Annotated in this window: 24 protein-coding genes and 1 tRNA gene; 11 read left to right on the top strand and 14 right to left on the bottom strand. The window is 60.7% G+C overall.

Annotation, left to right across the window (positions count from 1 at the left end):
- Positions 1 to 153: 153 nt before the first annotated feature.
- The 3 genes from A9Q02_RS24720 to A9Q02_RS21830 all read right to left on the bottom strand — a co-directional run bounded on the left by A9Q02_RS24720 (position 154) and on the right by A9Q02_RS21830 (position 1,652).
- The gene (locus A9Q02_RS24720) at positions 154 to 666 is read right to left on the bottom strand and encodes a NifB/NifX family molybdenum-iron cluster-binding protein (RefSeq protein WP_216361578.1); all 513 of its coding nucleotides are present in this window, start codon (positions 664 to 666) and stop codon (positions 154 to 156) included.
- 74 nt (positions 667 to 740) lie between these two features.
- Positions 741 to 1,043 carry a hypothetical protein gene (locus A9Q02_RS23980; protein ID WP_141509127.1) on the bottom strand — a complete coding sequence of 101 codons (303 nt, stop codon included), beginning with the start codon at positions 1,041 to 1,043 and terminating at the stop codon, positions 741 to 743.
- A gap of 237 nt (positions 1,044 to 1,280) precedes the next feature.
- Positions 1,281 to 1,652 (bottom strand): PH domain-containing protein, encoded by a 372-nt coding sequence (locus tag A9Q02_RS21830; RefSeq protein WP_097655189.1) that lies wholly within the window; start codon positions 1,650 to 1,652, stop codon positions 1,281 to 1,283.
- Between the two features lie 539 nt (positions 1,653 to 2,191).
- On the opposite strand from A9Q02_RS21830, the gene A9Q02_RS24990 reads away from it, so the two are divergent.
- The 5 genes from A9Q02_RS24990 (at position 2,192) to A9Q02_RS21805 (ending at position 4,332) form a co-directional block, all read left to right on the top strand.
- The gene (locus A9Q02_RS24990; protein WP_245860807.1) at positions 2,192 to 2,872 is read left to right on the top strand and encodes a hypothetical protein; all 681 of its coding nucleotides are present in this window, start codon (positions 2,192 to 2,194) and stop codon (positions 2,870 to 2,872) included.
- Between the two features lie 58 nt (positions 2,873 to 2,930).
- Complete coding sequence (locus tag A9Q02_RS21820; RefSeq protein WP_097655188.1) at positions 2,931 to 3,230, top strand: hypothetical protein; 300 nt, start codon at positions 2,931 to 2,933, stop codon at positions 3,228 to 3,230.
- Between the two features lie 250 nt (positions 3,231 to 3,480).
- Positions 3,481 to 3,684 (top strand): antitoxin family protein, encoded by a 204-nt coding sequence (locus A9Q02_RS21815; protein ID WP_097655187.1) that lies wholly within the window; start codon positions 3,481 to 3,483, stop codon positions 3,682 to 3,684.
- A complete protein-coding gene (locus A9Q02_RS21810) occupies positions 3,662 to 3,994 on the top strand; it encodes a type II toxin-antitoxin system PemK/MazF family toxin (protein WP_097655186.1) in 333 nt (110 codons plus the stop codon). The genes A9Q02_RS21815 and A9Q02_RS21810 overlap by 23 nt, the downstream gene beginning before the upstream one ends.
- A gap of 47 nt (positions 3,995 to 4,041) precedes the next feature.
- On the top strand, positions 4,042 to 4,332 hold the full coding sequence (locus tag A9Q02_RS21805) for a hypothetical protein (RefSeq protein ID WP_135481184.1): 291 nt from the start codon (positions 4,042 to 4,044) through the stop codon (positions 4,330 to 4,332).
- Between the two features lie 120 nt (positions 4,333 to 4,452).
- Here the strand turns inward: A9Q02_RS21805 and A9Q02_RS21800 are convergent, their stop codons facing one another.
- Entirely contained in the window at positions 4,453 to 4,683 is a 231-nt protein-coding gene (locus tag A9Q02_RS21800) for a M48 metallopeptidase family protein (RefSeq protein WP_425430804.1), read from the bottom strand.
- Here A9Q02_RS21800 and A9Q02_RS24525 point away from each other — a divergent pair.
- Positions 4,640 to 4,777 (top strand): hypothetical protein, encoded by a 138-nt coding sequence (locus A9Q02_RS24525; protein WP_172451259.1) that lies wholly within the window; start codon positions 4,640 to 4,642, stop codon positions 4,775 to 4,777. The genes A9Q02_RS21800 and A9Q02_RS24525 overlap by 44 nt on opposite strands.
- Positions 4,778 to 4,843: 66 nt before the next feature.
- Here the strand turns inward: A9Q02_RS24525 and A9Q02_RS21795 are convergent, their stop codons facing one another.
- The 7 genes from A9Q02_RS21795 to A9Q02_RS21765 all read right to left on the bottom strand — a co-directional run bounded on the left by A9Q02_RS21795 (position 4,844) and on the right by A9Q02_RS21765 (position 11,642).
- Positions 4,844 to 5,188: a UPF0175 family protein gene (locus tag A9Q02_RS21795; protein ID WP_097655183.1), complete on the bottom strand. Its 345-nt coding sequence runs from the start codon at positions 5,186 to 5,188 to the stop codon at positions 4,844 to 4,846.
- Positions 5,189 to 5,225: 37 nt separating this feature from the next.
- Positions 5,226 to 5,438: a hypothetical protein gene (locus A9Q02_RS21790; RefSeq protein ID WP_097655182.1), complete on the bottom strand. Its 213-nt coding sequence runs from the start codon at positions 5,436 to 5,438 to the stop codon at positions 5,226 to 5,228.
- A gap of 294 nt (positions 5,439 to 5,732) precedes the next feature.
- On the bottom strand, positions 5,733 to 6,794 hold the full coding sequence (locus A9Q02_RS21785; RefSeq protein ID WP_097655181.1) for an alpha/beta fold hydrolase: 1,062 nt from the start codon (positions 6,792 to 6,794) through the stop codon (positions 5,733 to 5,735).
- 498 nt (positions 6,795 to 7,292) lie between these two features.
- On the bottom strand, positions 7,293 to 9,143 hold the full coding sequence (locus tag A9Q02_RS21780) for an RCC1 domain-containing protein (protein WP_097655180.1): 1,851 nt from the start codon (positions 9,141 to 9,143) through the stop codon (positions 7,293 to 7,295).
- A 363-nt stretch (positions 9,144 to 9,506) separates the two neighbouring features.
- Positions 9,507 to 9,857 carry a DUF4351 domain-containing protein gene (locus tag A9Q02_RS21775; RefSeq protein WP_097655179.1) on the bottom strand — a complete coding sequence of 117 codons (351 nt, stop codon included), beginning with the start codon at positions 9,855 to 9,857 and terminating at the stop codon, positions 9,507 to 9,509.
- A gap of 224 nt (positions 9,858 to 10,081) precedes the next feature.
- Entirely contained in the window at positions 10,082 to 11,332 is a 1,251-nt protein-coding gene (locus A9Q02_RS21770; protein WP_097655178.1) for a calcium/sodium antiporter, read from the bottom strand.
- Between the two features lie 31 nt (positions 11,333 to 11,363).
- Positions 11,364 to 11,642: a DedA family protein gene (locus A9Q02_RS21765; RefSeq protein WP_097655177.1), complete on the bottom strand. Its 279-nt coding sequence runs from the start codon at positions 11,640 to 11,642 to the stop codon at positions 11,364 to 11,366.
- Between the two features lie 225 nt (positions 11,643 to 11,867).
- Between A9Q02_RS21765 and A9Q02_RS24520 the strand changes: the two genes are divergently transcribed.
- From A9Q02_RS24520 to A9Q02_RS21750, 3 genes are all read left to right on the top strand, one after another.
- Positions 11,868 to 12,017: a hypothetical protein gene (locus tag A9Q02_RS24520; RefSeq protein WP_172451257.1), complete on the top strand. Its 150-nt coding sequence runs from the start codon at positions 11,868 to 11,870 to the stop codon at positions 12,015 to 12,017.
- 325 nt (positions 12,018 to 12,342) lie between these two features.
- Positions 12,343 to 13,815: a sensor histidine kinase gene (locus A9Q02_RS21755; protein ID WP_097655175.1), complete on the top strand. Its 1,473-nt coding sequence runs from the start codon at positions 12,343 to 12,345 to the stop codon at positions 13,813 to 13,815.
- Between the two features lie 14 nt (positions 13,816 to 13,829).
- The gene (locus tag A9Q02_RS21750; protein WP_097655174.1) at positions 13,830 to 14,525 is read left to right on the top strand and encodes a response regulator; all 696 of its coding nucleotides are present in this window, start codon (positions 13,830 to 13,832) and stop codon (positions 14,523 to 14,525) included.
- 139 nt (positions 14,526 to 14,664) lie between these two features.
- Here the strand turns inward: A9Q02_RS21750 and A9Q02_RS21745 are convergent, their stop codons facing one another.
- The 3 genes from A9Q02_RS21745 to A9Q02_RS21735 form a co-directional block, all read right to left on the bottom strand.
- Positions 14,665 to 15,912, bottom strand: a complete 1,248-nt coding sequence (locus A9Q02_RS21745; RefSeq protein WP_097655173.1) for an MFS transporter — start codon at positions 15,910 to 15,912, stop codon at positions 14,665 to 14,667.
- 2 nt (positions 15,913 to 15,914) lie between these two features.
- Complete coding sequence (gene smpB, locus A9Q02_RS21740) at positions 15,915 to 16,391, bottom strand: SsrA-binding protein SmpB (protein WP_097655172.1); 477 nt, start codon at positions 16,389 to 16,391, stop codon at positions 15,915 to 15,917.
- A gap of 63 nt (positions 16,392 to 16,454) precedes the next feature.
- A tRNA-Asn gene (locus tag A9Q02_RS21735) sits at positions 16,455 to 16,529 on the bottom strand.
- Between the two features lie 546 nt (positions 16,530 to 17,075).
- Here A9Q02_RS21735 and A9Q02_RS21730 point away from each other — a divergent pair.
- Positions 17,076 to 17,621: a GGDEF domain-containing protein gene (locus A9Q02_RS21730; protein WP_172451255.1), complete on the top strand. Its 546-nt coding sequence runs from the start codon at positions 17,076 to 17,078 to the stop codon at positions 17,619 to 17,621.
- Position 17,622: 1 nt separating this feature from the next.
- On the top strand, positions 17,623 to 18,540 hold the full coding sequence (locus A9Q02_RS21725) for an ABC transporter ATP-binding protein (RefSeq protein WP_097655170.1): 918 nt from the start codon (positions 17,623 to 17,625) through the stop codon (positions 18,538 to 18,540).
- Positions 18,541 to 18,547: the final 7 nt, after the last annotated feature.

Genomic DNA, 18,547 nt, shown 5'->3' with positions numbered 1-18,547 from the left:
GCGAGCACGCTCGCTACGCTGCCCGTCTTCGCCGCTGAAAAACCAGCTATGCTTAGGCCAATTGCGGCTATGCGCGCGAGCACGCTCGCTACGCTGCCCGTCTTCGCCGCTGAAAAACCAGCTATGCTGGTTTTTCAGCGGCGAAAAGACCCGTTAATGCACAAGCTCGGGATGTTCTTCGAGCGTCCCTGCGAGCAAGGCATGCACTGCTGCCTCGATGGGGACGATGTCGGTAAGCACAGTGCGAAGGTTGGCGCGTTGCAAGTTGTTGTACATCCCACGTCCCATCCCCCGCGAGAGCACGACATCGCAGTCGGCGATCATGCTCACCGCTGACGTATGTTGATCAACTGGTGGCGCGGCGACGGCGCCAGGTTCGCTCAGGCCAATTGCTTGACTGGCGTGGTCGTGGTCGTGGTCGTGGTCATGATGATGCCCATGTCCATCCCCGTGGTGGTCGTGGTCGTGCCCATGCCCGTGGTCGTGGTCGTGGTCGTGCCCATGCCCGTGCCCATGCCCGTGATGGCTATGGTCACAGGCCGTCTTATCGCGCACTTCGCGCGCAACAACGGCCCCATCCTCAACAGTCACGACAAGATATTGGCGTGCGCGGCCAAAATGGGCACTAATGGTACGCCCATCATTCGTTACAGCGGCAATTTTCACCCTTGAGACTCCCTTCATGAGACTGGCGCAGAATACCTGCAACTCTTCGGGGTGCGAAGATTCTGCTCCCTATTCTACCACCAACCCTTCGGGCTGGCACGCCCGATCTGCCCGCCGTGCCACGCTCGCGCCCGTCGATCCCATGCCCGCCCGTCGATCCCGTGCCCGCCGGATGGCCCCATGCCCGCCCGTCGATCCCGTGCCCGCCGGATGGCCCGGTGGTCGCCCGCTGGCCCGGTGGTCGCCCGCCGATCCCGTGCTCCATCTGCCGTGCCTCGCACCCACCCGTCGATCCCGTGCCCGGTCGATGACCCGATGCCGCCCCCCCATGCCCGATACCCCGCCCCATGGCCGTAAGGCCGAAGCACGCGCCCCATGCGCGTGGGTTGCATGACGCGCTGAGCATGGGGCGCGTGCTTCGGCCCTCCTTCGGCCCTCCTTCGGCCTGACGATCACCGCCGTGCCCTCTGTAGGGGCACGGCGCCGCCGTGCCCCCGCCGCCGTGCCCCGATGCCCATGCCATGCCCCCGGTACGGGCACGGCGGCGCCGTGCCCCTACACCGCCGCCGATCCCCGATCCCCGATCCCCGATCCCCGATCCCCGATCCCCAAAATCACCCCAACACAAACGTCGCCAACGTCCGCTGCACCCCAACAATATCGGTGCCACGCTTAAACTCACGCTCGATGGGCACAGGGTTGCTCGAAAGAAAGATCTTCAACTCGGCATCGCCATCAAACGTACCCGCAGTTTCCACCACAAAATGAGTAATCGCCTTATACGGAATCGAATGGTACTCGACCTTCCGCCCCGTCGTGCCCTGCTTATCAATCAGGATCAAGCGCTTGGACGTAAAGACAAACATATCGCGCAGCACCCGAAACCCACGCACCAACTGCTCACCCTCAACCAGCAGCGGCCCAAGCTCTTGCTCAAGTTTCGCCGCATCAACCTCAGACGCATTGCCAAACAGACCCTGGAACATGGTGGTCTCCTTATAGGCTCCAAACGAAGCATCATACCCTTAGGGCAGAATATCACGCATCGGCGGAAATTGTGTGAAAAGCCGCCCCCGATACGCGGAGGCCGGTCAACGAACGTCCCTTTATGGAAGACCCCTCACGGAGTGGACCCTGAGCGCAGTCGAAGGGTTCGGGGTGACCATGCAGGCTGCACAAGCGCACTGGTTTCTCTCCATACCACTGGCCCGCGGGCCATGTGATGCTCAGCGTGACATGCAAACACATGCGAAATCTCATCCAAGCATAATACTTTAGATTCAATACTTTTCAAATAAGCTCACGCGAAGACGCGAAGACGCGAAGGGTTACGCTTACCTACGCAAAAATCTTTGCGCCTTTGCGCCTTTGCGTCAAAAGAGCCGCCTTCTTTGCAAGGTATTGCCTTTAGATCACGCTGCGAAGATCACCGCAAAGCACTGGGTTCAAGGGCGCATTTGCGCCGGGTGACGTGGCTATACTGAGTGTAGTGGTTCGTCATTGTACGCACAAGGGAGACCCGACCATGCACTGCACCAGTTGTGACTATCTCAACCCAGACGATGCCCGCCGCTGTGCCAACTGTGGGAGCGACTTGATTGCCGTCAGCCAGCCTTCACCTGTTCAGGTCGCTAGCGCTGCCCCGGTAACGATTCCGCTCGTGACTGCACCAGTCGGACCGCAAGCCCCTGTAGCGGTCGCCGCACCAGTCGCCGGGCCAGTCCAGACGGTCAATGTCATTGTGCAAGCCCCGGCGGCGGCTCCCGCGCCGAGCCCAACGATCATCCTTGCCCAAAACGCGGCAGGGCCTGGCTGTCTCGTGCGTGCGCTCTACTTTTGCTTCATTGGTCTCTGGCTGGGCTTCTTCTGGACGGGAATCGCCTGGCTCTTGCTGGTGAGCATTCTTGGCCTGCCCCTGGGCCTGCTGATGCTCAACCGCATTCCCCAGGTGATGACCCTCAAACCGGTGCGCACCGAGATGAAGGTCGTCAGTCAGGGTAGCGTCACGGTCGTGAGCCAGGGTCGCGTTGCGCAGCATCCCTTCTGGCTCCGCGCCATCTACTTTGTCGCGGTTGGCTGGTGGTTCAGCGCCTTCTGGCTCAGCGTGGCCTGGGCCCTGATCGGCGTGACGTTGGGGCTCGGCCTGCCGCTAGCCTTCTGGATGTTCGACCGCACCCCCGCCATCGTGACGCTGGATCGGTCGTAGCTGTCCGGCGGTGGCGGCAGGCAACCGCCACCGCCACCCTTCCACTGATGAGGATCGGATGCCCACGATGTTCACTGACGCCCATATGCGCCTGCGTTTCCTTGAGAACTGGCTGCCACTGGCCCAGGCCGAGAACGAGCGGAACGGCTGGGGCTACGACAGCGTCACTCTGGAACGGCTCATCCTGCTGGCCGCCCCCAGTCTACGCGCCGTCTCGACCCTACTCGCCGCCCGCGCACTCTTCTGGTACTACCAACAGGACCTCGAACGAGGGCCGCACGCCGACCTGCACGGCCCCCCCGCTGCGGTGCCGAGTGGCGACAATCTGGCCTGTGAGGAGCGTGCGAGCGATGCATGAAGGCGGTTGGTTTGACGCAAAGGCGCAAAGGTATTTCCTACCTTTGCGCCTTTGCGTCAAATAACCGGCCTTTTTTGCGGCATAGTCCCAACCATGACGGCGCGGTTCTTTACACCGGCGTGTTCAGCAATTCGCCAAGGTGATGATCAACCTGCTGAATAAAGGTTGGGGCAACTTTTTGCCGCCCTCGCAGTTGGCGTATATAATAAACCCTGTCGGGTGTAAACCCATGCGTTAGAGGAGAGAACCCATGTTACTCACGATCCGTGCAATTGTGCGCGATGGCAAAATAGAACTGCTGGAACCAACGGCTTTGCCCGATGGAGCGCAAGTGCTTGTGACCGTCCTCACCGAGGAGGAACACTTATTCTGGCAAGCTGCAAGCTCCAGCTCACTCAACCAGATCTGGGATCATCCCGAGGATGATGTCTATGCCGACCTACTCGCAGCATAACCTGATCCTGGTACGCTATCCCTTTTCTGATTTGTCGAGCAGTAAAGTACGCCCTGCGATTGTGGTGAATGGTCCGCATATCAGTCACGATCTGATGATCGTTCCACTCACCAGTCGGATGACGGGATTATTGCCAGGTGAATTTATCTTGACGGAGTGGCGGCGTGCAGGGCTGAATGTACCCTCCGCAGTAAAACGTGGCCTCTATACCGTGGAAGCCGGGTTAGTGATCAAACTGCTGGGTCAATTGGCCCATTCCGACGCGCAGCACCTTGAAGCAACTCTTCGCGAATGGCTTGCTCTTTCATAAGATAGGGAGTCGAGGAGGGCACCAGCGTCGGGTAACGGTCGCACACATTGGTGCCGCCCCGCGCCGAGCAGCAGCAACTCGCCGCCTTCTTTGCCGAGGCCGAGCGCAAGCAGGTGGACTTCCTTGATGAGGCCGGTAAGCGCATCATCGAGCTGACCACCTTGCTGCTCGGCGTGCTCTTTACCGTGGTTGCCTTTGGCGACACATACCCGCCGCCCTATCTCGCCGACAATATCCTGGCCAACAAGAAGCGCTCGCTCTTCTGGGACGGGCTCACCTTCTGGGCCGGCTCGGGTTGCCTGGCGCTGCTGATCGGCATCATCATCATGCTAGCCTGAGCTATTTTTTGACGCAAAGGCGCAAAGGCGCAAAGATAGGAAATACCTCTGCGCCTTTGCGCCTTTGCGTTAAAACAACCAGTCTTTTTTGTGGCGAAGTGCCCCTGCGCGGCTTTATGGCTAGACGACGATGGAACGGAGCCGCGCCTCCCGTTCCTCCCAGTCGGGCACATACGCGAGCATGAAGCTTTTGAAGAGCTTGCTGTGGTTGGGCGCGAGCAGGTGGACGAGTTCGTGGACGATGACGTATTCACCAAGTTCGCGCGGGAGTTCAACCAGTTCGCTGTTGAGGGTCAGGTTGCCGGCGGTGGACATTGACGCCCACTTTGAGCGCATGACCCGTACCTGGATGCGTACGACGCGTACGCCGATGCGCGCCGCCCATGCACAGCGCCGCTTCCTGCTCCAGAACCGTAATGGCTGCGTCGCAGGTCAGCAGCGTTGATCGGCGAGTGATCACAGCTACGCGCCACCTTCGCCGAGCGGATCTTCGTCGGCCGCACGCAGGGCCTCACGATAAAGCGCTGGGCTGATCCGCTGCAAGAGGTCGAGGTGCCCTACCCCGGCCAGGTTCATCAGCGGGCTTGTGTTGGATACGACTGGCCTCAAGGGCAACCTTCGCTTCCGCTTGAACATCCTGGGTGTCATCAAAAGGAGTTACGCCATAAGTGCCCAGGAGATCGAGGAACTCGCGCCGCGAGACGCCGAACAGATCTGCCGCCTTGCCCGCCGAGAGCTTGCCGAGGTCATAGAGGCGGACGAACAGGGCCTCGCGGGCCAGCCCTGCCAACTCCTGCGGAGACTGCTCCGCCTGCGCTAACAACTCTTCGGGGTACTCGATCTGAAGCGTTGTCATTGCCGACTCCTTTCGTCACCCCTATTGTACAAACTCGCTACGCCGTCAAATGCTCAAAACGGATACGCTCAACATCCTCGTCAGTCAGTTCCTCATCCGTCTTGATCATACCCAGTAAGCGCTCCGCCGATCCTTGCATGTCATACGCATCGAGATCCGCTCGCAATGAGCGACTGACTGCCTCTAACAGCAGCAATTGCTCACGCGTCGTAAGTCGAGGGATCTCTCTCAGCATCTCTTGCAGGGTCATGGGTTTGCCTCCTTGAAACGTACCGTGGGAGAACGGTTGCTAGCGGCTAGTATACCCATGTTGACGCAAAGACGCAACGCTGCCTATACAGATCCGTATTGACGCAAAGGCGCAAAGGCGCAAAGATATGAAATACCTCTCCGCCTTTGCGTCAAATAACCGGCCTTTTTTCGCGATCTTTAACGCAGAGCCGCAGAGCCGGGGAGACGCGGAGTTTCTATGTTGCCCTCTGCGCCTCTGCGCCTTTGCGTCAAACAACCGGCCTTTTTTGTCGCCAAGTGACACGGTGCTTCTTTACACCGGCGTGTTTAGCAATTCGCTAAGGTGATGATCAACCTGCTGGATAAAGGTTGGGGCGACCCCGAACAGACCCAGGTGGCCAAGCAGATCGTCAATCACGCGTAATTCGCTGCCCGGAATCAGTGCTTGCTCAGCCTGACAATCGCGTACCGGGAAAAACATATCTTCATTGATCGGCATTACGAAGGTTCGTGCGGTAATCCGTCCCAGGGCAGCGGCGAGATCGCCGTTCGTATGGCGTGACACATCGCCGTGCTGCCATTTCCAGGCCATGCACAACAGCGCGTTGGGATCCATCGCGGTAAAGTACGGCTCGAGAAAACCTGTCAGGAAGGCCTCCTTCGAGTCAAAGTCCATGCCTCGCCAGATTTCCTGCTTCCAAAACTCGGTCGAGAAGCCCATGACCGCCCAGAGGCGGGCCTGGCGCTGCAAGCCGGTGATAACCTCGGTGTGTGAGCGGTAGTTTCCCCCATTCCAGCCCGGATCAGACCAGATCGCCTCGTTGAGGGTCTCGGTAAACAGGTAGTCGTGGGGCGTATTTTGGGCTGTGCCCGCAATCGGTGCCGCACGCAGCACCTTGTCAGGAAAGCGTACTGCCCACTCGTAGGTCTGCTGTGCGCCCATCGATCCGCCAACGACCAACTGAAGCCGCTCGATCCCAAAGTGTTGACGCAGCAGACGCTCTTGCGCCACCACGTCATCGCCAATCCGAACGCGGGGAAAGTTCGCCATGGCAATCGCCGCATTTGGGCCAGTCGCCGTATGCGGCGAGATTGACAGGCCATTGCCAATTTGATTGATCGCAACGATGAAATACTGCGCTGGGTTCAGGGCATGCTGTGGGCCAACATACACATCGCGCCAGATCTGATGAGTGCCAGAATACCAAGTGGGGATCAGAATGGCATTATCCTTGGCGGCATTCAGCGTCCCCCAGGTCGTAATCGCGAGCTGACAGTCAGGAATGATGCCACCTTCTTCGAGCTCAAGCCGACCAATGCTGACGAGTTCATACTCGCCGTGAAACTCCGGGCTATAGTACGCATTCTCAATCATGCTGCTCCTCCTTTGGCGCAATGGGAACGCGCACCTTGCTCGTCCCACCTGGCGACCCCCTCGTCATCCCGCGTGCGATAGCCATCCATCATCATACGTGTGTTCTCCTCATTGAGATGCAAAGACTTGCCCCTTGGCAACCGAGAACCCGCTCGGTCGCAACACCTGCCGCCCCACCGACCGTGCGTTGAGCGAGGCGAAGAACCTGACCCTCAAGCAGGGCACAGGAACCATCCCCACGAGCGGGGAAATCCAACAACGTTTGCTTTGCACAAGGCTTGATACATGGAGTATACCATACCCATCTGCCCAGGGCAGGGCTACGCGAAAATGGGGGAACCAAGTTCCCCCACGCCCCCGTTTTCCTTCGTGGTGGCGCACCGGCAGGCGCATCGCGTGCTGTTACAAAGTCCCGGTAGGGCTAAATAGCATCCGCAGATGACGTTGCATCAGCCCTTTGCGGCGCACGAGGCACCGGAGCAGAGCGCACCTCCTCGCTTACCGACGCAACACTGGCACATAGACCCGTTCATCGCGACCCGTGACCCGCAACGGATCACGTGGGATGGTCGTCTGGCCGTCGCCATTGCGCCCCCAGCAGTGGAGCGTGCCCTTGGTCGTTACCACGCACGTATGTGCCCCACCCGCACGAACCTGACTGATAGCACCGAGGTCTTCCGGTACTGTCGCTTGTCCAGCTTCGTTTTGCCCCCAGTAACGCAAGGTTCCATCGGCTTTCACCGCGGCCGTGTGCCCACCTCCTGCGCTGACCTGGCTGACCAGACCGAGATCCGTCGGCACGGTCGCCTGGCCGAGGGTATTTTCCCCCCAACAATGCAGTGTCCTGATCGCCCCGATCGCACAGGTGTGATTAGCCCCCACACTGACCTGGCTGACTGCACCGAGGTCATCCGGTACCGTCACCTTACCGTAAGAGTTACTCCCCCAGCAGCGCAGCGCCCCTCGCGCTGTCAATGCACAGGTGTGATGAGCACCTGCGCTGACCTGGCTGACTGCGCCGAGGTCGGATGGCACCGTCGCCTTGCCGTACGAGTTATTCCCCCAGCAGCGCAGATTCCCGGTCGTCGTCAATGCACAGGCGTGCGACCCACCCGCGCTGATCTGGCTGACCGCGCCCAGGTCGCCCGGCACCTCCGCCTGGCCCCACTCGTTGTACCCCCAGCAGCGCACCGTACCGCGCGCCATCACTGCGCACGTATACGTCCCCCCCGCGCTGACCTGGCTCACCGCGCCCAGGTCATCTGGTACCTCTGTCTGGCCGTACTTGTTCCATCCCCAGCAGTGCAGTAACCCATCTGCCGCCACCGCACAGGTGTGAGCAGCACCCGCGCTGACCTGGCTGACCGTGCCGAGATCTCCCGGTATCGCTGCCTGGCCGCTTCCGTTCGCCCCCCAACAGCTTAGTGTACTGCCGTCAATAGTCAGCGCACAGGTATGATAAGAACCGGTACTCATCTGGAAAACCACCCCCAGGTCGGCAGGGACAGCACTCTCACCATACCCGGCTCCGCCCCAGCAGCGCAGCATACCTTCGGTGGTCACCGCACACGTGTGCCCGCCGCCTGTGTTGACCTGCACCACTGGGCCAAGATTCACCGGCACGCTGCTCTGTTCAAACCCATTCGCGCCCCAACAGCGCACTGTGCCCGACCTAGTCACCGCACAGGTGTGACCAAAACCCGCGCTGGCCTGGCTCACGGCACCGAGGTCGCCCGGCACGGTCACCTGGCCGTACTCGTTCCAGCCCCAGCAGCGCAACGCCCCCGCCAACGTCACCGCACAGGTGTGACGATTACCCGCGCTGACCTGACTGACCGCGCTGAGGTCACTCGGCACAGTCGCCTGAGCGTCATTATTCCTCCCCCAGCAGCGCAAGGCCCCGTCCATCGTCACCGCACAGGTGTGCTCACCACCTGCATTGACCTGGCTCACAACACCCAGATGACCTGGAACCTCCGCCTGGCCGTTTCCGTTCGCCCCCCAGCAACGCAACGCCCCGTTCGCCGTCACCGCACAAATGTGACCACCACCCACACTGACTTGACTGACTGCGCCAAGGTCGGATGGTACCTCAGAAGATGCGCCCCAGCAAGACAACTGCCCGGCGCGGTTGATGACACACGTACGATCGCCGCCAGCGCTCACCTGGGGCAGGTCGGTGCTGCTGAGATCGCGGATGGCGTGCGAATGCAGATCGATCACCGTTTGTGCCGCCGCCGATGCCAGCGGTTCATGCACTGGCGGCGCCGCCAGCGACGTGAGGCTGGTCAACAACAGCGGAACCCCGAGGCCGACGATCATGAGCAAGAGCATGAAGATGCGACGCATCACGGGTCTCCCTTCGTACCATCACCACCCGCCGTGCCTCTGCACACGATGGCGTCAGCGAGGCCACGGGCGCGCCACGGGCGCAGGGTGGGCAAAGACGGCCTCCTGCGCATCGCGACGCTTCATCGCCGGCGTACGGAAAAGGATCAGGTGGACACGACCCACCGCGGGAACAACCCAACGCACGGTCAGCATGGCGATGATGCAGGGAGGCTCCTGGTCTGAGCATACCATAGCCGCGAACCCGCGATAGTGAAGGTTGATGAAGCCCTGCGTGAAGATCTTTTTTTGTATGGTTATGCACAATTAACTTTTTCCGTGGCGGTGGATGCACCAGTCACCGCTACCGGAACGCCCGGGTGATCATGGCGCAAAGGCGCAAAGGTTTTCGCGGAGGGGCGCGCGCCCTGCGCGCCCTGCGCACCTTTGCGTAAGCGTCTTCGCGTGAGCGTCTTTGGATGGGGCACGCTCCCAAAGATCGCCCCCGCCCGCTGGTTCACTCCGTGCCACCTCTGGATCAACAGCCACAACGGTCACATCTTTGTACAGTTGCTCTACCTGGTTCAATAATGTCGCAGGTACGACACCACAGCGACGTTCCAACAGGCGCAGCAACACGGCAAACTGACCCTCTTCGCGACCCTGCTCACGCAGTTTGCGCATCATCGGAGTCTCAGGCAAACCGTAATCGCGCATAATAATCTGTTCAGCCATTGCTGCTATCTCCTCGTCAGTGCATAGAAGCAATAATTCTGCCAATAATCGTTCACTTTGGTCATCCGTTGTGCCCTCGACTACCTGTCGAACGGCTGCCGTTAACATCACTTCGGGTTCGCGCATCCGCGTTTGCCCAATCAGCGCCATAAGCGGCTGTACGGGACGAGCCAGGAGCCACGCCGCCAGATCGAACGCCGCCAATAACACAAATAGACCAGACCTCACAGCGTTAGTTTTGCGGTATTGCGAAAAAACTGCACACTGGTCCAGAGCAGTGCCACGGCGACCACGGACAACACCAATAGCATCGTGTTCTGGAAGGTTTCGCGGGCCGGGTTGTTGGTTGCCACCAGGATCAGGAACGCGGTGTACGCAACGTAGCTGCCCAGAAAGAAGACGCCCTCCCAGCGGGCGATGGTGAACCCTGTGAAGAAAATTGGCAGGCAGGCCACCGCGACGGCGATCATGATCGGCAGATCAAAGCTGATCACCTGTGGGTTCACGTTTAACCCGCCCGGCGTCACGATTGCCGAGAGGCCGAGAATGCCGAGAATGTTGAAGATATTCGAGCCAACAATGTTGCCGATGGCGATGTCGCGCTCCTTGCGAATGGTGGCGATGATCGAGGTGGCGAGCTCGGGTAATGAGGTGCCAGCGGCGACGATCGTCAGGCCGATGATCAGGTTGCTGACACCAAGGCTGCGGGCGATCGTCGTTGAGGAGTCGATCAGGTAGTCTGCGCCGAGCATCAGGGTACCGAGGCCTACGGTGATAAAGCCGACCTGGTGGGCGATGTCGCCGCCCTTTGTGGTACCACTTTTGCCGAAGAGCGAACCGGCGATGAAGAGCACCGTGCCTACGGCGAGCAAGCCGACCACTGCAACATTGAACCAGCCGAAGAAGAAACCCGCCACGGCCAGAGCCAGCACTGCCATTGCCCCACCAAGCCAGAGGGGACTCTTCGCGGCGATGGTATCGATCGTCACCGACTCCTCGTTGCCCTTCGCAGACGCCGTCTCCCTGCGGCTCGCGATCACCGACCAGCCAGTATAGCCGACGATGCCAGCGAAGAGCAGCAGGCCGTCTAGCAGGCCGATCTTGCCGTCGAAGGCCAGGAGCAGCAGCAGGAAGGAGATGCCGATCATGATCGGCACTTCGCGGCGCACCAGTTGCCGTGAGACCAGCAGCGGTAGGATCAGCGTGCAGACCCCGAGGATGAGCAGCACGTTGAAGATGTTTGAACCCACCACATTGCCAACAGCGATGTCGGGGTTGCCCGCGAGGCCTGCCTGGATGCTCACCGCCAGTTCGGGTGAACTGGTGCCAAAGGCCACCACGGTCAGCCCGATCACCAGGGGCGAGATACCAAAGGCCGCGGCGACACTCGACGCACCCCGCACCAGCAACTCACCGCCCGCTACCAGCAATGCCAGCCCGGTCACCAGCATCAGCAGGATCGTAAACCAGTCCATATTCAAGTCTCCTTTCAATCTAGACGCGCGTTCACTTGTAGGAGCAGGGCCGGGTGCGCGCATCGCCTCGGCACCGTCGCATCCATTCAGGTACGGATCGACCGCGTCGCCGCAGGTGCCCTGGGAGGCGCATAGCCACGAAACTCACCAACCCGATGCCCACTGCCACGAGAACCAGGTGTTGATAGACCTCGACAAACGCGATCATCTGCGTCCAGGCTAGGCCGAGTAGCATCCCACCAACGGTCAAGGCGCTCGTCCACACCAGCGAGCCTAGCGTTGTGAAGAGCAGAAAGCGTGACATCGGCATGTAGACACAGCCGTGCCTCTCACCAAGTATACAGCCAGCGCACCCTGCTCGACGTTTGGAAAGCATTTGCTGCCAAGGCGTGCAGGCCCAAATGGTTCCCAAATACTGGGTAGGCCACCAGACATATATACTCGTAAAGGAACTTCGTGCCCATCGGCCTTGTTACCCGTAGGAACGTGGTCGACGCACAATATACGCGAACGATTGACAGGAAAGGGTGATCATATGCGTATCCAGCAACAGCAGCAGGTTAGTCGCCGCAGTCAGGCCCGCAAAAGCTCCAATCTTGGCTTGACCATTCTGGCCCTCACGATCACGTTGGTCGTGATTGGCCTCACCGCATTCGTGATGGATCTGCTCTTCCGCGCGCTCTGAGACCTTGGCTAGATATACGCGCACCATATGAGATGATCCTGAACCCAGGCGGAGGTGCTGGCGCTGCCTCAGCTTCTTCCGCTGGCTCGGATCGATGCCAGGGCTGATGCAACGTCAGCTCTCCGGGGTCACCGTCGGCGTCAACGCCTCGGCCACTGCGTGCCAAGCCCGCCTGCGCGGGCTGGATGAGGCCGCGCAGGCGGCCTTCGCGACCCGGAGCCGAGGGCTTCAGCCCGACGGTGCTCCGGTCAGGTGGACGTTGCAACAGCGCTAGGATCGATGCAGTGGGACTCAAGAAGACCAGCCTGACGGTATAATAGGGAGTATGGCTATCCCTCGTCTTCCCGCGTTTGAGCGGGCGGTCGCGTCGATGGTACGCACGCCGCTCGCCCAGGTTGTGCTCAGTGTCGCAGCGATTGGTCTCATCACGATCCTGATGCTTCAACAACAGGACGTGATCCACTCGGCCACTGCGGCACTGATCTATATGCTTGTGGTGCTATTGAGTGCCATGCGCTTTGGGCTCCACGCCAGCCTGCCCGGTGCCCTGCTCGCCTCGCTAGCCTTTAGCTACTTCTTTGTTCCGCCCTATGGTGGGTTCGCCCTCACCTCACTCGAAAGTGCCGTGCGGCTCGGGTTCTTTCTGAGCGTCGCGCTGCTGGTCAGCGGGTTGGCGAGTGCGGCCCGACGTCAGGCGCTCATTGCCGAACGCCGTACGAGCGAATTGAGTGCCCTCTACCAACTCAGTCAGGCTCTGAGCGCCGAACTGACGCAGGAGCGCATCCCACCAATCGTCGCCCAGATGACGCCTCAGATCCTCGCTGTCCCTTCGTGCCAGGTGCTGCTCGCCGAGGCAGGCGATGCGCCGCCCCCGCTCGACCGCGCCGGGGAGTACGAGGATGTGCCGTTGTACGCCGAACAGCGTCAGATCGGCGTGCTCCGCGTGCGCCGCCCCGTGACCGGTGTCCCCTACAACGCAAGCGAGCACGAGTTGCTGGCCACCATCGCTGCCCAGGTGAGCCTGGTGCTCGAGCGGGTACGGCTGAGCGAGATGGCCGGGCAGGCCCGCGCCCTGGCAGAGTCCGACCGGTTGAAGTCGACGCTGCTCTCGCTCGTCTCGCACGATCTGCGCACCCCCCTGGCCGTCATTAAGGGCCTGGCGACGAGCCTGCTCGACCCGGCGGTGTTATGGAGCGACGCCCAGCGCCGCGAGTTGCTGGACACGATCAGCGTCGAGACCGACCGGCTCAACCGGATCGTCGGTGATCTGCTTGAGATGTCACAGATCGAGGCGGGGGCTATTCCTCAGTCCCGGTCTTTGCACGACCTTGACGAGTTGATCGGCACCGTGGCTGGGGAGTTGGCCACCCGGCATCCGGGCACCCAGTTGATCCTCGCGGTGCCCGACGACCTGCCCTGGGTGCGGATCAGCTATGGCCAGATCGAACACGTGCTGCGGAACCTGCTCGAGAATGCAGCCGCCTATGCTCCGGTGGGGAGCTTGATCGAAGTTGCGGCGCAGGTCGAGGGGCAGCAGATCCGCGTGGAAGTGCGCGATCGGGGGCCGGGGGTACCTGATGCGCTGCGCGAGCGCATCTTCGAGAAGTTTGTGCGCGCTGCGGCAGCCGAGCGCCATGCGGCGGGCACCGGCTTGGGCCTGGCCATCTGCAAGGGGCTAGTCGAGGCCCACGGCGGAGCGATCTGGGTGGAGGCGCGGCCCGGTGGCGGGGCGGTGTTTGCCTTCACACTGCCGGTCGCCAGCCGGCAAATCACGCCGCCTCGGGCGGAAATCGCATAGTGGAGGAGTCGGCCATGGCGCGAATTCTGGTGGTGGATGACGAGCCGCAAATCAGGCGCATGCTGCAGACTGTCCTGAGCGCTTATGGGCATACGGTCGCGATCGCGCCAGATGGTGCTGCTGCGGTGGCGCAGGCGGCGAATTGGCAACCAGAGGTCATGATCCTCGACCTGGGCCTACCGCAACTCGATGGACTTGAGGTCGTGCGCCAGGTGCGAAGCTGGTCACGGGTGCCGATCATCGTGTTGACGGTGCGAGGGGCCGAGCAGGACAAGGTAGCCGCGCTCGATCTGGGTGCCGACGATTACCTGACCAAGCCCTTTGGGATGGATGAACTGCTGGCCCGTTTGCGGGTAGCGCTACGGAACGCGGCCTGGCGCCAGGGGGCCGACGAGCCAGTCGTGGTCTTCGGTCCGCTGTGCATCGACCGGGCGCGCCGCCGCGTCGCGCTCGCCGGACAGGAGGTTCGGCTGACCCCGACGGAGTACCAACTCTTGACGCTGCTTGCCGCGAGCGCGGGCAAAGTGCTGACCCACCAGCACATTCTCACCACGATCTGGGGGCCGGGTGCCGCCGATGACGTACCGACGCTCCGCGTATTTATCACGCAACTGCGCAAGAAGATCGAGCCAAACCCTGCGCAACCCATCCTGATCCGCAATGAGCCAGGCATCGGCTACCGCTTTCAGGCTCCGTTGGATCCGCCGTAGGTTCCGGTGCACGTCACGTAGTGGTCGCGACGACCAAGCGGCTGCTCGCAGGTTGTCCAGGTTGCCGGACGGCGGCTCCGGAAATAAAGCCACCGACCACAACTGGCAAACCCCAACTGAGCGGCATCGCGGCATCTCCTCATTCACGCCACAGCGCCAACCCGATGATTGTCCCTGTTACCAGAAAGACGCCACCAAGGCCAAGTGATAGCGCCCACGGACTAACGCCCTGATCGGCAATGACGCCGGTGAGATACGCCGAGAGCGCGGTCGTCAATGTGAGCGCCGCATATTCGGTCGCAAACACGCGCCCAAGCAATTGATCTGGCACCTTCGTCTGCAACAATGCCGTGCTAAAGACCCATTGCACACTGCCGCCAAGATGGGCAAAGAGCACCGCCAGTGCCGCCAACGCCAGCGTTGGCATCGCACTGAGCGCAAGGTAGCCCGCCGCCGTTACAAAGAAGCCGATGACGATGGCGCGGCGCAGAAAGCGTTGACCGTCGCCGCCCAGCCGCAGCGCCAGCAGCGGGCCAATGCCCGTGCCAAGCCCCCGCGCCGCATAGAGCAAGCCAATGCTCAGCGCCCCATCGCGCCCCAGCGGAAAGACCTCGCGCCCCAGCAGCGTGAGCAACAGCAACACCCCGCCCCCAATGCTCCACAACGCCTTCGTGAACGTCAACCAGAAGACGTCGCGATGGCGCATGACATAGCGCAATCCATCACGCAATTCACCGCCGGCTTGCCCCGCCAGCGCCCACACCGAGCGCCCCCGTGACGCCTGATCAGCGCCGGAACGCTCCGACGGGCGCACTTGCACTGTCGCAATAATGGCCGCCGATAGTAGAAAGGAGGCCGCATCTAGCAGAAAAGCCGCCCGCACGCCCAGAGTAGCGGCAACCAGGCCACCCAGGGCCGCCCCAATCGCCAGCATGGCCGACCAGGTGGCCCCACTGATCGCATTCGCCGTCACCAACTCTTCACGTGTACAGAGACTCGGCAGAATCGCTGAGCGGGCCGGCTCAAAAAAGGCCGCCATCGAGACCTTCAGCACCACGGCCACATAGACCAACCAGAGATCCGCCGGGCTATTGACGAGCAGCAAGAGCAAGACCATTGCCGCCCGACCAAGATCGCTCGCAATCAAAACCAGCTTACGCGGTAGCCGATCAATCACCACGCCCGCAAATGGACTGACCAGCGCCCCTGGCAAAAACTCGGCCAGCAACAACAAGCCCAGCGCCTGACCCGAACCAGTCAAATTCAAAAGCAAAATAAAGAGGGCGATGCTATCAAGCCAATCGCCCAACTGACTCACAATCTGCCCGTACCAGAGCCGACGGAACTGCTTGTTGCGTTGCAACAACTCCAGATAGCCAACAGCCATTGCTAGTCTCGTGAACGCGACTTCATCACCCGCTCGATATCACGTTGCGCATCGCGCTTGGCAATATCCTCACGCTTATCATAAAGCTTTTTGCCCCGGGCAACGCCCAACTCCACCTTGGCACGCCGCCCTTTAAAATAGATCTTCAGCGGCACCAGGGTCATCCCCTTCTGCCGTATCAACCCATCAATGCGCCGGATTTCACGCCGATGCAGCAACAACTTACGCGGGCGCGTCGGCTCGTGGTTAAAATACGTGCCTGACTGCTCATACGGCGAAATATGCGCCTCATACAAAAAGACCTCGTCACGAAAAACGCGGGCATAACTCCCCCGCAGATTCACCTTGCCCGCACGCACCGACTTAATTTCGGTGCCCGTCAAGACAAGCCCCGCCTCAAAGGTCTCTTCAATTGTATAATCGTGGCGCGCCTTCCGATTATCGGCCACCACCCCGGCAGGAGGCTTCTTTGATGCCATAGAATCACCTCAAACATCCTCAACAAAGAAGCCAGGTAGCTCTGCTACCTGGCCTATCACTCGTGGCTCCCCGACGTGGATTCGAACCACGAACCTACTGATTAACAGTCAGCCGCTCTACCGTTGAGCTATCGGGGATCACTCCGTTCACGGACAGGGCAGATTATAGCATAGGTTTTCGCTTTCTGCAACTCGCCCTAAAGCAACGGGTGCAAGCATGAGTTGTCAGGCGGCGGCGGTGACATCGTTAGCCGTTGCCGCTGCAACGCCCGAACAATTAACACAAGCGTGGAGCACGCTGCAAGCCCTGGTTCCTGTCCATGCTATTCATACCGAGCAGCAGCTTCGGGAGATACCACGCATGAAACGTGGTGAGAAGGCTCGTGTGCTATACTATGCATGAACTGAGTAGTGTCAGTTCAAGCGATACGAAGTGCCATCCGGCATAGAGATAGCCATCATCATGGTAGCTCGCTTCAAACAGTGGTTCGCGCCTCCCGTCTTTGAAGGTGACCTCCAGCGAACACACCGGGCTAATCTCCTGAACATGATGATGATCGCTGCTTTATTTCTTGTTGTCATGGTGCTTTCCAACAGGCCCTGACGCGTGCCGAGCAGGAAGTTACTAAGCGTGAGCGTAACGAGCAACTGCTGGAAGCCGCGAACGCCGATTTACGCCGCTATGTGCAAGAAATTGAACACCTCCAGGCGGAACTCCGCGAGCAATATCTGATCGATCCGCTGACTGGTCTGTACAACCGCCGCTATCTGACCGAAGCCCTGGCACGGGAACTTGTGCGAACGGAGCGTGAGCATGCCCCGTTGAGCATCATCGTCGCCGATCTTGACCACTTCAAAATGATCAACGACACGTATGGGCATCAGGCCGGTGATACTGTTTTGGTGGCAGTCGCTCGTCTTCTTAAAGAATACGTCCGTGGATCGGATATTGCTTGTCGGTATGGGGGCGAAGAATTCCTCCTTGTCCTCTTCAATACAGCACTGGACGATGCGGCGAAGCGGGCGGAAGAAATCAGGCAAGCGGCGGCAGTCCTTTGCACCCAATCCGAACACGGAACCGTGATGCTAACGATCTCCTTTGGCATCGCAACCTATCCTGATCACGGAAACAACGCCGAGCAACTGATCAGCAAGGCGGATCAGGCTCTGTACCACTCGAAACGCGCTGGGCGTAACCGGGTGACGATCTGGCAGGGTGAGGAAGCGTGATATGTCAAATCAAGCCCCCGATGTGGCGATTGCGACCGAGCACCTGACCAAGCGCTATGGCGAGCGCGTTGCGGTTGATGCGTTGACGCTCACGGTGCAGCGTGGCGAGGTGTTTGGTTTTCTAGGGCCGAATGGGGCCGGTAAGACGACGACGCTGGCGATGCTGCTTGGTCTGGTCAGGCCGTCGGCGGGGCGGGCCGTGGTGCTTGGTGTTGATGTCGCAGCGAACCCGGTGACAGCCCTGGCCCGCGTCGGCGCGATGATTGAGGCCCCCGCGTTTTATCCCTATCTTTCGGGCTACGATAATTTGCGGGTGCTCTGTCGGGCCGGTGGGATTGCCGCGACACGCATTGCCGAGGTGCTGGAGGTTGTCGAGATGACGAGCCGCGCCCGTGAGCGGGTGCGCGTCTATTCACAGGGCATGAAGCAGCGCCTGGCGCTTGCCGCAACGCTGCTGCCCGATCCTGAATTGATCCTGCTTGATGAGCCGACCAATGGCCTCGATCCGGCGGGAACGGCCGAGATCCGGCAGTTGATCAGGAGCCTCGCCGCACGCGGGCGGACGATCTTCCTCTGTAGCCACCAACTCCACGAGGTCGAACAGGTCTGCGAGCGCGTGGCGATCCTCAAGGCTGGGCGCTTGCTCGCCGAGGGCCAGGTGGCTGCGTTGCTCCAGCGCGATCAACGCCTCAGGGTACGCATCGAGGGCGACGCAAGCAAGGCGATCGCTCTGCTCAAGGCGCTACCCTGGGTGACGGATGTTGAAACTGCCGCTAACCATCTGATCGTGGTGACGCCCACCAGTCGGGCCGCTGAACTCAATGCCTATCTTGCCTCCGCCGGAGTGCCGGTCGCCGAACTCGCCCCGGAGCTCAGTTCACTCGAGGACTTTTTCCTTGAGGTGACTGGCGAAACATGATGGTACA

This window comes from Candidatus Chloroploca asiatica (genome assembly GCF_002532075.1).
Lineage (GTDB): Bacteria > Chloroflexota > Chloroflexia > Chloroflexales > Chloroflexaceae > Chloroploca > Chloroploca asiatica.
This window is presented reverse-complemented; position numbering and strand designations above follow the sequence as displayed.